The following is a 15,198-nucleotide window of genomic DNA, read 5'->3' on the forward strand; positions in this document are numbered from 1 at the left end:
AAAAAAAAAAGGTTTTATTTTTTCTAGAAAAGATTTTTTGGAAATTATTTTAAAATTTTATGAAAAAAAAATATATTGTTACTTGGGATATTTTACATATACATACTAAAACTTTGGCTTGGCGTTTATATAAAAAAAAAAAAAAATGGAAAGGAATATTTGCAGTGAGTCGAGGTGGATTAGTTCCTTGTTCTATTTTATCACGTGAGTTATGTATTAGATATGTTGATACATTATGTATATCGAGTTATAATAATAGAATTTCAAAAAAGATGCAAGTTATTAAAAAAATTAAAAGTAGTGGAGAAAATATTTTAATTGTAGATGATTTAGTGGATACAGGAAGAACTGCAAAATATATTCGTAGAATGTATCCAAAAGCATATTTTGTTACAATTTTTGCTAAACCATTAGGCGCTTCATTTGTAGATAATTATGTTATAGATATCCCTCAAGATATTTGGATTGAACAACCTTGGGATATGTTTTTTGATTATCAGAATCCTTTAATAAAAGATTTTTAAATATTTTTTTATTAATCTAATTTTTATTATCTTATAAAAAACACATTAAGGTCAATAATATGGTTTTGAAAGAAAATAAAAATCTTAAAAGAAATGATCAGTTACTAAAAAAAAATAAAATAATAAAATCTTTAAAATCTGATCTTTTATCTTTAGAAAAAAAATTTATGTCTATAAATATGAATGATAAAAAATATTATAATAAAATAAAATTAAGATTAATTAAAGAAACTAATTTAATATATAAATTTTCTTTAGAAAAAATTATTTCTTCTTTATTACCTATATTAGATAGTTTAGATATGGCTTTTAAAACTATTTCTAAGTCTAAAAATAATATTCATAAGATTTCGAAAAAACTATTAAAAAATAATATTTTTTTTTTAAACGTTCTTTCTGAAAATGGTGTTACTGTTATTAAAAAAAAAAATGTTATTTTTGATCCATCTATACATCAAGCAATGTTTTTAAAAAAATCTAGTTCTATTAAAAAAAATTATGTTATAGAAATTTTTCAAAAAGGATATTTTCTACATAATCGATTATTACGTGCAGCAATGGTTTCTGTTTCAAATTAATAAATTTAATTTCTTCTTTTATATTTTTAAAATATAAATTATATAAGTCTTGACGTACTTTATCAAGACTTTTAAAAAAAATATGAATTTTAGATATTAATGTGAAAATATCTTTAATTTTTTAGTTATTTTATATATATTTTATGTAATATAGTTATGATAAAAAAAAATAATAAAAAAATTATATCTATTAATAAAAAAGCTAAATTTAATTTCTTTATTAAAAAACGTTTTATTGCAGGTATTTCTTTACAAGGATGGGAAGTAAAATCTATACGTCAAAGAAAAATTAATATCAGTAAAAGTTATGTTATTGTACGTTCTCATGAAGTTTATTTATTAAATTGCGAGATACAACCATTACCACATGCTTCTTTTTTTAATATTTCAAGAGATTTGACTAGAAATAGAAAGTTACTACTTTTAAAAAAAGAAATATACTTTATTTTAAATGAAATTAATAAAAATAACAGATATACAATTATCCCAATATCTATTTTTTGGAAAAATTCTTTTTGCAAAATTGAAATAGGTTTAGCATTAGGAAAAAAATTGTATGATAAAAGAAATGAAAAGAAAAATAAAACTTTAAAAAAAGAGTTGTCTCGTATATCTAAAAGATTTAAAATTTAAAAACAAAGGATCTTTTTTTTTATGGGAAATAAAAAAAAATATTACAAAAAAAAAAAAGAATATTGGATGAAAATTGCTTTATTTTTTGCAAAAGTTGCGTTTTATGAAAAAGAAGTTCCTATTGGTTCAATATTAATACAAAAAAATAAAATTATTGGAATAGGTTGGAATCATTCTATTAAAGATCATGATCCAACGAGTCACGCAGAAATTATAGCATTGAGAAATGGTGGAAAATATTTAAAAAATTATAGATTATTAAATTCTACTTTATATGTTACTTTGGAACCTTGTTTAATGTGTTTAGGAGCAATTTTAAATAGTAGAATTAAAACATTAGTAATTGGAACAAGTAAAAAAAAAAAAAGTAATTTGTTATATATGAATGAATTTATTTTTAATAATAAAAAATTTAAAATTAAAGTTATAAGAAATATTTTACAAAAAGAATGTTCAAGTTTATTAAAAAATTTTTTTTTAAATAAAAGAAACAATGTTTTTTAAAAAAAATTGTTTTTATTCTAAAATCACAATTGCTTGTACGTATTTTTTTTCACTTGTAAAGCTAACATGAGATTTTTTAATTTTTAATAAAATTTCATTAACTAAAATATTTTTATGAAAATTTATTTTAGGTTGATTAAATTTATTTTTGTATACTTCAATAGTTTTAAATGATATTCCTTTTCTCATTCCTATTCCAATTGCTTTGCATGCTGCTTCTTTTATTACAAAACGTTTTGCTAAAAAATTTATTTTTCTTTTACTTTTTTTATATTTTAGTCTTTCTATGTTAGTTAAAATTTTTTTTAAAAATATTTTTTCATAATTTTTTATAATTTTTTTTAAACGTTTTATTTTTAATATATCAATTCCAACACCTATCATTTTCATTTTTTATTAAATTAAAAGAGTTTTATATTTTTTTTAAATTATTTTTTTTATGTTTAATCCATATATATAAATGTATTTTCTTTTTAAAAATTTTTTCTAAATCTTTTTTAATTAAAATATTTAATAATTTTATTTTATTTCCTTTTTTTCCAATAAATATTTTTTTTTGTCTTTTATGCATTATATAAATAATAGATTTTATAATTATTTCTCCAAATTTATTTTTTTTTATAGAATATATTTTTATATTTGTTGTATACGGTAATTCATCTCCAAAATTTCTCATAATTTTTTCTCTAAAAATTTCATATATTTTAAATTCTATAGAGGAATTTTCATGTGTATTTTTATTAAAATTATGTTCTTTTTGAGGTAGATATTTTTTAATTTCTTTCTTTAGAATATGAATATTTTCTCCTGTTTTCGCTGAAACAGGTATAATTTCTTTAAAGTAAGATTTTTCATGAATAATTTTCATAAATGGTAAGAGAATTTCTTTTTTTTTTATTTTATCAATTTTGTTTAAAGCAATTATAAGATTTATTTTTTTTTTTTTAAAAAAATTAGTAATTATTTTTATATTATTACTCCAAAAAATTTTATCAAGTACTAGAATTATTATTTTTAATTTTTTTTTTATTTTTTCTTCTATATTTAATTTTATTAAAAATTTTTTTCCGTCATTATTTTTTTTAAATCCAGGTGTATCAATATATATGAATTGATAATTTTTAGTAGTTTGTATTCCTAAAATATTTTTTTGTGTTGTATTTTTTTTTTTTGAAGTAATTGAAACTTTTTTTTCAATTAATTTATTCATTAATGTAGATTTCCCTGTGTTGTGTTCTCCTATAATTAGAATTTCACCACAATATTTTTTATTTATATTCACTCGATTCCTAATTTTTTTAATGCATATTGAGCAGCATGTTGTTCTGCTTTTCTTCTACTAGAACCAATACCAATTAAATTTTCAGAAATATTAAGTATTTTACATTGAATTGTAAATAATTGGTTATGCGCTTCTCCATATACTTGTACAACTTTATATGTTGGTAAAGGTAAATGTTTTGATTGTAAATATTCTTGTAATCGTGTTTTTGAATCTTTTTGTGTATCACCTGGGCTAATTTTTGCTAATCTTTTTTTATACCATTTTAATATAAGTTTTTCTACTGTTTTAATATTACTATCCAAAAAGATACTTCCAATAATAGCTTCTATAGTATTTGCTAATATTGATTCTCTTTTAAATCCTCCACTTTTTAATTCACCTTGTCCTAATTTTAAATATTCTCCTAAATCAAATTCGTAAGCTATTTCAGCTAATGTATGACCTCTAACTAAAGTAGCACGCATTCTACTCATATCTCCTTCGTTAACATGAGGAAAAAATTTATATAAAGCATGCGCAATCACAAAACTTAAAATAGAATCTCCTAAAAATTCTAGCCTTTCGTTATGATTTACGCTAGAACTTCTATGTGTTAAAGCTTGTTTTAAAAGTGATTTTTTTGTATATACATATCCTAATATTTTTTGTACTTTTTTTGTTTCAATAGAATCCATGATTGACCAATTTTATTTTTTTTACAATTAAATTTTATTTAAAGAGTTTTTTATTATCTTTATTTTTTTAATCTTAATATAGAATTGTTCCTATTCTATTAAATCTTATTCCTGTTGGAAACTCATTTGTATTTTGTTCAAAACTAAACCAAATTATACTTGCTTTTCCTATTAAATTTTCTTCAGGTACAAAACCCCAATAACGGCTATCAAAACTGTTGTCTCTGTTATCACCTAAAACAAAATAACAATTTTTTGGGACTTGCCAAGTTCCGATTTTCATGTTTTTTTGTTTATAGTAAGCATTTTTTTCGTCGTTAGAAAGTATAGAAATACAAATAGTATAATGTTTATTATTTATAATTTCTTCTTTTATATATTCTTTTTGATTTTTCTTTTCAATTGTTTTATATTGAATTTTTTCTTCATCAAGAGATTTTTTTGTAATAGATATTTCTTTTTGAGAAATTTTATATTGCACAATATCTCCAGGTAATCCAATTACTCTTTTAATATATTTTAAATCTTTGTTTTTAGGATATTGAAAAACGCAAATATCTCCTCTTTTAGGAGAACTTATTTGGAATAAAATTTTATTTGTTAAAGGATTTCTGACATTATATGCAAATTTATTGACAATAATGAAATCTCCAACGAGAAGTGTTGGCATCATAGAGATAGATGGAATGCTACATGGTTCAAATAAAAATACTCGTGTAAAGAATATAATAAATAAAATAGGAAAAATATTAAGAACTGAATTTTGTTTTTTATAATTATAAATTAAGTATTCTTTTTCTTTCAATGTAGATAAATTATATAAATTCTGGAATTTTTCTATAATCCAACATGTTCCCATAATAATCATGATAATAGTAGAAAAAGCTATAAAAATATTGTACATATTTTCCTTATTATTAATTTAATTAATGTTTAAAAGAGAAAAAAATGCTTTTTTAGGTAATTTAATTTTTCCAATTTTTTTCATTTTTTTTTTACCTAATTTTTGTTTTTGTAAGAGTTTTTTTTTTCTAGATATATCTCCTCCATAACATTTAGATAAAACATTTTTTCGTAATTGTTTTACTGTTGTTCGTGCAATAATTTTGTTTTTCACTGATGCTTGAATTGAAATATTAAATTGTTGTCTTGGTATAATTTTTTTCATTTTTTCAACTATTTCTCTTCCTTTTTTTTGACAACAGTCTTGATGTATTATTACAGATAACGCATCAATTTTTTCAGAATTTAATAAAATGTTTAAACAAACTAAATCAGATTTTTGAAATTTTTTAAATTTATATTCTAAAGATGCATAACCACTAGAAATCGATTTGATTTGATCAAAAAAATTTAAGACAATTTCTGCCATTGGAATATCATATGTTAATGAAATTTGATGCTTATGATAAACCATTTTTTTTTGTATTCCTCTTTTTTGTACACATAAGGAAATAATATTTCCAATATATTTTTGAGGTAATAAAATAATACATTCTGCTATTGGTTCACGTATTTCTTTATATTTTTCTTTTGATGGAAAATCTACCGGGGAATTAATATAAATTTTTTTTTTCTGTTTAATCATTTTTATTTCATAAATTACTGTAGGAGGAGTAGAGATTAAATTAAGATTATATTCTCTTTCTAATCTTTCTTGTACAATTTCCATATGTAACATTCCTAAAAATCCACATTTAAAACCAAAACCAAGAGCATGGGAATTTTCAGGTTCATAAAATAATGATGAATCATTTAAACTTAATTTCCCTAATGCATCTCTAAAATTTTTATATTGACTAGAATCTATTGTGTATAATCCGGCATAGATTTGAGGTTTAATTTTTTTAAATCCTGGAAGTGGTTTTTCACATGGTTTGCTTTCTGTTGTTAATGTATCTCCTACAGGAGCAGCTGAGATATTTTTAATACCACAAATAATCCATCCTACTTCTCCACATGTTAATTCTTTTAAAGAAATTTGTTTGGGTGTAAAAATTCCTAATTTTTCTATTTTATATATTTTTTTTGAACTCATTATTTGAATTTTTGAACCTTTTTTTAAAAATCCATTTTTAATTCTGATTAAACAGACTACTCCTAAATAATTATCAAACCATGAATCAATAATAATTGCTTGTAATGGATTATGTTTTTTTCCAGATGGATGTGGTATTTTATGGATAATTTTTTCTAATAAATTTTTTACTCCAAATCCAGTTTTTGCAGAACATGATATAGAATTTTTAGAAGAAATTCCAATAATATCTTCTATATCTTCATTAATTCTATTAATATTTGCATGCGGTAAATCAATTTTATTAATGACTGGTAAAATTTTTATATTCATATCTAAAGCAGTATAACAATTTGTCAGAGTTTGTGCTTCTATCCCTTGAGTTGCATCAATTACTAATAATGCTCCTTCACAAGCAGATAAAGATCTTTCAACTTCGTAAGAAAAATTTACATGACCTGGAGTATCAATAAAATTTAAATTATATTTTTTACCATTTTTTGCTGTATAACTTGTTGTGACTGTTTGCGCTTTTATTGTAATACCTCTTTCTTTTTCTATATCCATAGTATCTAGCATGCAAGGAGAAATTTCTCTTTTAGTTAAATTTCCACAAATTTGAATTAATCTATCAGCAAGAGTAGATTTTCCATGATCTATATGAGCAATAATAGAAAAATTTCTAATTTTTTCATTCAATTTTATATACCATAAAAAAAGTTTAAATTCATAATCATAAAGAATTTTTATAGATATTTTAAAAAAATAATATATTAAAGTATTTTTTAATTTTTATATTATAAAATAAACATTTTTTATAATTTATATTATAATATTTTTATTTAATTTTATATTTTATTTTGTTAACTAGAAATATTAAATATATCATAATTTATAATAAGAAAAAAAGTAAGTTTTAGATTTTCTTAATTAATAAAGGAAAAATTTTGTTGAAAAAAAAAGTTATTGTAGCCATGTCTGGAGGTGTTGATTCTTCTGTATCTGCATTTTTATTAAAAAAAAATTATCATGTAGAAGGATTATTTATGAAAAATTGGGAAGAAGAGGATGATTTGGAATATTGTCATTCTCAAAAAGATTTAAAGGATGCAAAATCTGTTTGTAAAAAATTAGATATTCATTTACATACAATAAATTTTTCATTGGAATATTGGAATGATGTTTTTAAAAAATTTTTATCTGAACATAAAAAAGGAAGAACACCTAATCCAGATATTTTATGTAATAAAAAAATTAAATTTAATTATTTTTTAAAATATTCTATAAAATATTTAAAAGCTGATTATATATCTACAGGTCATTATTCTATAAATTTTTTTCAAAAAAATATGTTTAATTTATTAAAAGGAAAAGATTTAACCAAAGATCAAAGTTATTTTTTATATACTTTAAAACAAAAACAGTTAAAAAAAATTTTATTTCCTTTAGGATATTTTCAAAAAAAAAAAGTAAGAAAAATAGCAAAAAAATTAAAATTATCTGTATATAACAAAAAAGATTCTACTGGAATATGTTTTATTCAACCTAAATTTTATAATAATTTTCTAGATAAATATTTTCCTGCTAATCCAGGATTTATTGTAACTGTTAAAAAAAGAATTATTGGTTATCATTCTGGTTTATTTCATTATACATTAGGTCAACGTAAAGGATTAAAGATAGGAGGATTAAAAGATTTTTCTAATTTACCTTGGTATGTTGTGGGTAAAGATATCAAAAAAAATTGGTTAATTGTTGCTCAAGGTTATAATAATATTTATTTATTATCAATAGGTTTATATATGAATCAAGTAAATTGGATTAATAAAAAATTAATTATTTTACCTTTACGATGCACTGTTAAAACTAGATATTTACAAAAAGAACATAATTGTATAATACAAAAAAAGAAAAAAAATTATTTTAAAGTGATTTTTGATACTTTAATTTCTTCAGTTACTCCTGGACAATCTGCAGTTTTTTATTTAAAAAACATTTGTTTAGGTGGAGGTATGATTTTTAAAAATATTCCAATAAAAAAAATTTTTTAGATTTAAATTGTATAAAATATTTTTTTACATAAAATAAGGCGAGTACAATGCAATCTTTATATTTAAAATCTATTTCTCCATTGGACGGACGTTATAAGAAAATTACTCAAGGTGTAAGTAAAATTTTTAGTGAATATGGATTTATTAAATACAGAGTAATTGTAGAAGTTTTTTGGTTGAAATATTTGTCTAATATTCCAGAAATTATAGAATTAAATATATTTAATGAAAATACTTATGAAGTTTTAAATAAAATTATTAAAAAATTTAATTTACATGATGCAAAAAAAATAAAAAATATTGAAAAGAAAACAAATCATGATTTACAAGCAATTATTTTATTTTTAAAAAAAAAAATAAAAAAAATAAAGAATTCAAAAAAAATTGCAGAATTTATTCATTTTTCATGTACATCTGAAGATATTAATAATTTAGCTTATGCTTTAATGTTAAAAAAAGCAAAAGAAAAATATATTCTTCCATATTGGAAAAAAATTATTCAAGAAATGGATAATATGGCTAATAAATATAGAAAAGATGTTATTTTATCTCGAACACATGGTCAACCAGCAACTCCTTCAACTATGGGAAAAGAGATGGCTAATTTTTCTTATAGATTTAAACGACAAATTAAACAATTGAAAAAAATTAAAATATTAGGGAAATTTAATGGTGCAGTTGGAAACTATAACGCCCACGTTTTTGCATATCCAAATTTAAATTGGGAAGAAATAAATCATAATTTTGTAAAGTCATTAAATATTTATTGGAATCCTTATACAACTCAAATTGAATCTCATGATTATATTTCAGAATTTTTTTTATGTATTTTAAGATTTAATGTCATTTTAATAGATTTTAATAGAGATATTTGGGGATATATTTCTTTAAAATATTTTATTCAAAAAATAAATATAGAAGAAACAGGATCTTCAACTATGCCTCATAAAGTTAATCCAATTGATTTTGAAAATTCTGAAGGAAATTTAGGAATTTCTAATACATTAATACAGCATTTTTCTTCTAAATTACCGATTTCACGGTGGCAAAGAGATTTAAGTGATTCTACTGTTTTGAGAAATTTAGGAAGTATTATATCATATTCTTTAATTAGTTATTATTTTACATTATCTGGAATAAAAAAAATAAAAATTTATAAAAAATATTTATTAAAAGATTTAAAAAAAAATTGGCAAGTTTTATTAGAACCAATACAAGTTATTATGAAAAAAAATGGAATTAAAAATTCTTATGAAAAAGTCAAAAAATTATTTAGAGGAAAAAAAGTCAATTTTAAAATTATAAAAAAATTTATTAAAAAATTGGATATTTCTGATTCAGAGAAAAATAGATTATATAATCTTACTCCTTTAAATTATGTTGGTTATTCTATTGATCTTGCAAAAAAAATTAAATTATACAAGTATTAATTTTTTATTAAAAAAATTTTTATTTTTTATATTTTCTTTTACTATTTTTATAAAATATAAAATTTTAAGATTCCAAGATAATGTTTTATAGGTTTAAAAAAATATGAATTTTTTATTTAAAAAAAAAATTTTGATTGTTGGTTTATATAACAAATTTTCTATTGCATATGGAATAGCAAAATCCATGAAGAAATATGGAGCAGAGTTAGCATTTTCATATAAAGAAGAGAAATATAAAAACAAAATTAAATCTATAACAAAAAAATTTAATTCTAATATCTTTTTAAAATGTAATTTTAAAAATGATTTAGAAATAAAAAATTTATCGATAAATTTGAAAAAAAAATGGAAAAAATTTGATGGAATCGTTCATTCTATTGCTTTTTTAAAAAAAAAATATTTTAATAAAAATTATATAAATTGTATTAACCGTAAAGCTTTTAATCAATCTCATGAAATTAGTTCATATAGTTTTGTTGCTTTAGCAAAATATTTTAGAAAGCATTTAAATAATAATTCAAGTTTATTAACTTTGTCTTATTTAGGTTCAAAGAGATTTGTTCAAGGTTATAATTTCATGGGATTAGCTAAAGCTTCATTAGAATCCAATGTTAGGTATATGTCTTATTCATTAGGCCCTAAAATAAGAGTCAATGCTATTTCTTCGGGACCAATACGAACTATCTCTTCTTATGGAATGGATAATTTTAAAAAAATTTTATCTATTTATAAAAAAAAATCTCCTTTAAAAAGAAATATTTCTATTGATGAAATTGGTAATGCGGCATCATTTTTAATGAGTGATTTATCTTCAGGAATTACAGGGCAAATTTTATATGTAGATGGAGGATTTAATATTCTAGGTGTATCTTAAATTATTAGATAATAAATGAGAAACATTATTATTTTACATATTAATATAAGTTTGGTCTTTTATTAAAATCATAGTATATTAATTTTATATATTTTTTATTGAAAATATTTATATATATTTATAGATATATTTTATAAATTTTATTAAAAAAAATTTTTGATATAGTATTTTAGGTAAAATAATTATGTTTCATGACAATAATGTTTTAATACAACTGAAAAAAAAGTTTAAAGTAAATATAAAAAGAGTGGAAGGAATAGTTAAAAAATCTGAAAAAGGTTTTGGATTTTTAGAAATAGATGCTCAAAATAGTTACTTTATTCCTCCTAAAAAAATAAAAAAAGTTTTACATGGAGATAAAATAATTGCAAAAATAGGATTTTCTAAAAATAGAGAGATTGTGATTCCTGAAAAATTGATAGAGTCTTTTTTAACTATTTTTGTTGGAAAATTAAAAATATTCAATAAAAAATTTTTTATTATTCCAGATTATCCTTTTTTACATGAGTATATACCTTGTACTTTTTTAAAAGAAGATTTAATAAATTTTGAATCAGGAGATTGGTTTTTAGCAGAGTTAACTGAACATAAATTAAAAAATAATAATTTTTTTCATGCTGAGTTAATTAAATTTATTGCAAAAAAAGAAGATCCATTTTCTCAATGGTGGGTAACTTTAACTAAATATAATTTAAAAAAAGATGAACCAAAAGTAAATTTAGATAATATTTCTTGTTCTTCTTATCAAAGAAAAGATTTAACTAGTTTTCCATTTCTCACTATTGATAGTAGTAATACAAGGGATATTGATGATGCATTATTTGTTAAAAAAAACAAAAAAAAATCTTTTGAATTAATAGTTGCAATATCTGATACGACTTCTTTTGTTAGTTCTAAAAGTCAATTAGATCATATTGCCTCTCAAAGAGGTTTTACAAATTATTTGCCTGGATTCAATGTTCCTATGTTACCAAGAATTTTATCTGAAGATTTATGTTCTTTAAAACCAAATGAAAAAAGACCTGTATTAGCATGTAAAATTTATATTACAGAAAAAGGAGAAATTCAAAATAAAAATAAATTTTTTATGGCATGGATTAAATCTCAAGCAAAATTATCATATAAAAATGTTTCGGACTGGTTGGAAAAAAAAGATTCGTTGCATTCTTCAAACATCGAAATTGAAAAACAATTATTGTTATTACATAAATTATGCCTTGCTCGAATGCAATGGAGAAAAAAAAATGCATTAATTTTCCCAGAAAGGAAAGAATATAAATTTCACTTATCTCGAAATTGTGAGATTTTAAAAATTTCTGCTGATGATAGAAGAATTGCTCATAGAATAGTAGAGGAATGTATGATATCTGCTAATTTTGTGGCTGCAAATTTTTTATCTAAAAAAGTAGGTTTTGGATTATATAATAATCATGCTGGTTTTGATATTTCTCATGCTCATAATGTTTCTGTATTGTTAAAAAAAAATAATATTTTTATTGAACCTGAAGAATTACTTACTTTAGAAGGTTTCTGTAAATTATATAGATTATTAAAGAAAAAAAAATATAAATATTTAAGTAATCGGATAAAAAAATTTCAATCTTTTAGTGAAATGAGTTTAGTTCCTAATCCACATTTTGCTCTTGGTTTAGAAAAGTATGCAACATGGACTTCTCCTATTCGAAAGTATGGAGATATTATTAATCATAGATTTCTGAAATCTATTATTTTAAATAAAAATCCAATATTTATTAAAAATAAAATTTTAAAAAAAATTTCTGATCAAAGACGTAGACATAGACTTTCAGAACGTGAAATAGAAGATTTTTTGTATCTAAAATATTTTAAAAAAAATAATTTTGATAAAAAAATATTTGATGCAGAAATTTTTGATGTTTTAAGAGGAGGGATTAGAGCGAAAATTTTAGAGAACGGTGCAAACGTTTTTATTCCTAAATCTTTTATTCATAATATTCCTTCAGAGATAATTTTAAATAAAGATGAAGGTATAATTTCTATTAAAGAAAAAATATTATTTAGAACAACAGATGTTATAAAAATACAATTAATAGATATAAGAATGGATAAAAGAAGTATTATCGCTAAAACAATTATATAATAAAAAAATAAATTTTTAAATAATAAATAAATTTTTAATATTATCTTTTAATAAAATAAAATATTTTTTAAAAAATTATATTAATAATTTTTTATTAATTTAGTAATTATAGATATTTCATGATTTTTATTTATAAATATTTATAAATTTTCATATACAAGGAATATATGTGAATATAATGCATTTTGATTATTTAAATTATTTAAAATTTTTTGTTAATTTATTTGTTTTAGTTAATCCAATAGGTTTAATACCTGTTTTTATAAGTATCACAAATAGTTTTTCTCATATAGAACGAGAAAATATTAATTTTATTGCAAATTTTTCTGCTTGTATTATTTTGTGTTTGTCTTTAATTTTAGGAAAAATTATTTTAAATTTTTTTGGAGTTTCTATTGCTGCATTTCGAATTTCTGGAGGAATTTTAATTTGTTTTATTTCCATCTCAATGATTAATAATAAAAAATTGATCAAAGAAAATAAAATTCAAGAAAAAAAAAATGTTTCAGATATTAGTGTAATACCATTAGCAATTCCTTTAATTGCAGGCCCAGGAACGATTAGTTCAACAATATTATGGGGTACTCAAAATACAAATTTTTTAAATACTTTTTTATGTATTATAACAATTATTATTTTTTTCTGCTTGTGCTATTTTATTTTTAGATTATCACCTTTTTTTATAAAAATTTTAGGTAATATTGGAATTAATGTTATTACAAAAATTACAGGGATTTTGTTATTATCTTTAGGTGTTGAATTTATTTTATCTGGTATGGAATTAATAGTGTAAAGATTTTTTTATCTTTTTAGTATTTTTTTTATTTTTTGAAAATTTAATTAAATAATTTATGAAAAAAATTTATATTCGAAACTTAGGAATTACAGATTGGAATCAAACATTTAGTGCGATGCATCGTTTTACAGAATTACGTTCTGAAAAGACTATAGATGAATTGTGGTTTACTGAACATTATTCTATTTTTACTAAAGGGTTATCTGAAAACAATAAAAATATTATTAAAAAATGTTTTAATATTCCGGTTGTAAAATCTGATAGAGGAGGAAAAATTACATACCATGGTCCTGGTCAGCAATTAGTGTATATCTTAATTAATCTTAAGTTAAGTAAAATAAAAATTCAAAATTTCATTTTTTTCATAGAAAAAATAGTGATTCAAACATTAAATTTTTTTTCTATTTTTGCATACAATGTTCCAAAATCTCCTGGAGTTTATATTAATAAAAAAAAATTTTGTTCTATTGGATTACGGATTAAGAAAAATTGCTCTTTACATGGAATTGCATTTAATATTAATACAAATTTAAAATATTATAAATATATATATCCTTGTGGTAATAAATTTGTAAAAATGATTAATTTAAATGAAATAAATTCTGAAATAACAATGGATATTTTTAGAGAAAAATTTATCGATTTTTTTTTAAAAATTTTTAAATATAAAGCAGCAGTGTATAAATCTTCATATAATATTTTTGATGAAATAGGTATATATTAAAATATATTTTTTTATTTTATAAAAAATTAATTATTTGTAAAATAATATATGTTTGAAAAATATTTTTATGATATAAATTTTAATCTGAGATCTTTTATATGTTAAATAAACCAAATTGGATAAAAATAAAATTACCTTCTGATTCTTCACGAGTTAAAAAAATTAAAGATGTTTTGCGAAAATATTCTTTAAATACTGTTTGTGAGGAAGCTCAATGTCCAAATTTAAATGAATGTTTTAATAATAAAACAGCTACTTTTATGATTTTAGGTTCAATTTGTACAAGAAAATGTCCATTTTGTGCTGTTAATAAGGGAAGACCTTTGAATGTGGATAAATATGAACCTCAGAGATTAGCTCATGTTATTTTAAATATGAATTTAAAATATGTAGTTATCACTTCAGTTAATCGTGATGATTTAAAAGATGGTGGTTCTTCTCAATTTTCAAAATGTATTAAAAAAATTAGAAAGATAAAAAATATAAAAATTGAAATCTTAGTTCCTGATTTTCGTAAAAAAACTAATATTGCGTTGAAAATTATAGGAAAAAATTTACCAGATATTTTTAATCATAATATAGAAAATGTTCCTAGATTATATAATTTAATTCGTCCAGGAGCAAATTATATAAATTCTTTAAAATTATTATATGATTTTCATAAGACTTTTCCTAAGATTCCAACTAAATCGGGGTTAATGGTAGGTTTAGGTGAAACTAATAAAGAAATTTTTCAAGTTATGAAAGATCTTTATAATAATGGAGTTTCTATGTTAACTATTGGGCAGTATCTTCAACCTAGTAAAGATCATTTTCCAGTCAAAAGATATTTAAATTCCTTAGAATTTGATAAAATAAAAAAAAAAGCTTTATCTATAGGTTTTAAAAATGTTTTTTGTGGTCCTTTAGTACGATCTTCATATCATGCAAAAAATCAATATATAAAAAGTTCTTGTTAATATTTTTTATTTTTTCTTTATTTTTTTTTT

At 20.7% G+C, this 15,198-nt stretch carries 15 protein-coding genes and 1 pseudogene; 11 read left to right on the forward strand and 5 right to left on the reverse strand.

The genetic code is table 11. The features are described 5' to 3' along the window. Nucleotides 1-59: 59 nt before the first annotated feature. The 4 genes from gpt (at nucleotide 60) to tadA (ending at nucleotide 2,239) form a co-directional block, all read left to right on the forward strand. Nucleotides 60-524 (forward strand): xanthine phosphoribosyltransferase, encoded by a 465-nt coding sequence (gene gpt, locus AB4W52_RS00900; protein WP_367675475.1) that lies wholly within the window; start codon nucleotides 60-62, stop codon nucleotides 522-524. A 59-nt stretch (nucleotides 525-583) separates the two neighbouring features. Continuing rightward, complete coding sequence (locus AB4W52_RS00905) at nucleotides 584-1,102, forward strand: nucleotide exchange factor GrpE (RefSeq protein ID WP_367675476.1); 519 nt, start codon at nucleotides 584-586, stop codon at nucleotides 1,100-1,102. 156 nt (nucleotides 1,103-1,258) lie between these two features. Further along, complete coding sequence (gene smpB, locus AB4W52_RS00910) at nucleotides 1,259-1,735, forward strand: SsrA-binding protein SmpB (RefSeq protein WP_367675477.1); 477 nt, start codon at nucleotides 1,259-1,261, stop codon at nucleotides 1,733-1,735. Nucleotides 1,736-1,756: 21 nt separating this feature from the next. Further along, a complete protein-coding gene (gene tadA, locus AB4W52_RS00915) occupies nucleotides 1,757-2,239 on the forward strand; it encodes a tRNA adenosine(34) deaminase TadA (protein ID WP_367675478.1) in 483 nt (160 codons plus the stop codon). A gap of 12 nt (nucleotides 2,240-2,251) precedes the next feature. Here tadA and acpS read toward each other — a convergent pair whose 3' ends face one another. From acpS to lepA, 5 genes are all read right to left on the reverse strand, one after another. Then, nucleotides 2,252-2,629 carry a holo-ACP synthase gene (acpS, locus tag AB4W52_RS00920; protein ID WP_367675479.1) on the reverse strand — a complete coding sequence of 126 codons (378 nt, stop codon included), beginning with the start codon at nucleotides 2,627-2,629 and terminating at the stop codon, nucleotides 2,252-2,254. Between the two features lie 22 nt (nucleotides 2,630-2,651). After that, nucleotides 2,652-3,521 (reverse strand): GTPase Era, encoded by an 870-nt coding sequence (gene era, locus AB4W52_RS00925; protein WP_367675480.1) that lies wholly within the window; start codon nucleotides 3,519-3,521, stop codon nucleotides 2,652-2,654. Next, nucleotides 3,518-4,198 carry a ribonuclease III gene (rnc, locus tag AB4W52_RS00930; protein ID WP_367675481.1) on the reverse strand — a complete coding sequence of 227 codons (681 nt, stop codon included), beginning with the start codon at nucleotides 4,196-4,198 and terminating at the stop codon, nucleotides 3,518-3,520. Before rnc ends, era begins: the two co-directional genes overlap by 4 nt. 73 nt (nucleotides 4,199-4,271) lie before the next feature. After that, nucleotides 4,272-5,102, reverse strand: coding sequence for a signal peptidase I (lepB, locus tag AB4W52_RS00935; protein ID WP_367675482.1), 831 nt, complete (start codon nucleotides 5,100-5,102; stop codon nucleotides 4,272-4,274). An 18-nt stretch (nucleotides 5,103-5,120) separates the two neighbouring features. Next, nucleotides 5,121-6,914 carry a translation elongation factor 4 gene (lepA, locus tag AB4W52_RS00940; protein WP_367675483.1) on the reverse strand — a complete coding sequence of 598 codons (1,794 nt, stop codon included), beginning with the start codon at nucleotides 6,912-6,914 and terminating at the stop codon, nucleotides 5,121-5,123. A 245-nt stretch (nucleotides 6,915-7,159) separates the two neighbouring features. Between lepA and mnmA the strand changes: the two genes are divergently transcribed. From mnmA to lipA, 7 genes and pseudogenes are all read left to right on the forward strand, one after another. Beyond that, entirely contained in the window at nucleotides 7,160-8,266 is a 1,107-nt protein-coding gene (mnmA, locus tag AB4W52_RS00945) for a tRNA 2-thiouridine(34) synthase MnmA (protein WP_367675495.1), read from the forward strand. Nucleotides 8,267-8,313: 47 nt separating this feature from the next. Continuing rightward, nucleotides 8,314-9,696, forward strand: coding sequence for an adenylosuccinate lyase (gene purB, locus AB4W52_RS00950; protein ID WP_367675484.1), 1,383 nt, complete (start codon nucleotides 8,314-8,316; stop codon nucleotides 9,694-9,696). A gap of 103 nt (nucleotides 9,697-9,799) precedes the next feature. Continuing rightward, entirely contained in the window at nucleotides 9,800-10,570 is a 771-nt protein-coding gene (locus tag AB4W52_RS00955; RefSeq protein WP_367675485.1) for an enoyl-ACP reductase, read from the forward strand. A gap of 184 nt (nucleotides 10,571-10,754) precedes the next feature. Beyond that, nucleotides 10,755-12,689, forward strand: a complete 1,935-nt coding sequence (locus AB4W52_RS00960) for an exoribonuclease II (RefSeq protein WP_367675486.1) — start codon at nucleotides 10,755-10,757, stop codon at nucleotides 12,687-12,689. A gap of 178 nt (nucleotides 12,690-12,867) precedes the next feature. Then, on the forward strand, nucleotides 12,868-13,482 hold the full coding sequence (locus AB4W52_RS00965; RefSeq protein ID WP_367675496.1) for a YchE family NAAT transporter: 615 nt from the start codon (nucleotides 12,868-12,870) through the stop codon (nucleotides 13,480-13,482). Nucleotides 13,483-13,540: 58 nt separating this feature from the next. After that, on the forward strand, nucleotides 13,541-14,209 hold the full coding sequence (gene lipB, locus AB4W52_RS00970) for a lipoyl(octanoyl) transferase LipB (RefSeq protein ID WP_367675487.1): 669 nt from the start codon (nucleotides 13,541-13,543) through the stop codon (nucleotides 14,207-14,209). A 101-nt stretch (nucleotides 14,210-14,310) separates the two neighbouring features. Next, nucleotides 14,311-15,168: pseudogene (lipA, locus tag AB4W52_RS00975) on the forward strand (lipoyl synthase); the annotation flags it as partial. Between the last annotated feature and the right edge of the window lie 30 nt (nucleotides 15,169-15,198).

Source organism: Buchnera aphidicola (Chaetosiphella stipae setosa) (genome assembly GCF_964059095.1).
GTDB classification, from domain to species: domain Bacteria; phylum Pseudomonadota; class Gammaproteobacteria; order Enterobacterales; family Enterobacteriaceae; genus Buchnera_J; species Buchnera_J aphidicola_BP.

Coding starts and splice junctions, on each gene's coding strand:
- lepB (WP_367675482.1), bottom strand. CDS start 5,102: ATGTACAATATTTTTATAGCTTTTTCTACTATTATCATGATTATTATG.
- lipB (WP_367675487.1), top strand. CDS start 13,541: ATGAAAAAAATTTATATTCGAAACTTAGGAATTACAGATTGGAATCAA.
- AB4W52_RS00960 (WP_367675486.1), top strand. CDS start 10,755: ATGTTTCATGACAATAATGTTTTAATACAACTGAAAAAAAAGTTTAAA.
- purB (WP_367675484.1), top strand. CDS start 8,314: ATGCAATCTTTATATTTAAAATCTATTTCTCCATTGGACGGACGTTAT.
- AB4W52_RS00955 (WP_367675485.1), top strand. CDS start 9,800: ATGAATTTTTTATTTAAAAAAAAAATTTTGATTGTTGGTTTATATAAC.
- tadA (WP_367675478.1), top strand. CDS start 1,757: ATGGGAAATAAAAAAAAATATTACAAAAAAAAAAAAGAATATTGGATG.
- rnc (WP_367675481.1), bottom strand. CDS start 4,198: ATGGATTCTATTGAAACAAAAAAAGTACAAAAAATATTAGGATATGTA.
- gpt (WP_367675475.1), top strand. CDS start 60: ATGAAAAAAAAATATATTGTTACTTGGGATATTTTACATATACATACT.
- acpS (WP_367675479.1), bottom strand. CDS start 2,629: ATGAAAATGATAGGTGTTGGAATTGATATATTAAAAATAAAACGTTTA.
- smpB (WP_367675477.1), top strand. CDS start 1,259: ATGATAAAAAAAAATAATAAAAAAATTATATCTATTAATAAAAAAGCT.
- AB4W52_RS00965 (WP_367675496.1), top strand. CDS start 12,868: ATGCATTTTGATTATTTAAATTATTTAAAATTTTTTGTTAATTTATTT.
- AB4W52_RS00905 (WP_367675476.1), top strand. CDS start 584: ATGGTTTTGAAAGAAAATAAAAATCTTAAAAGAAATGATCAGTTACTA.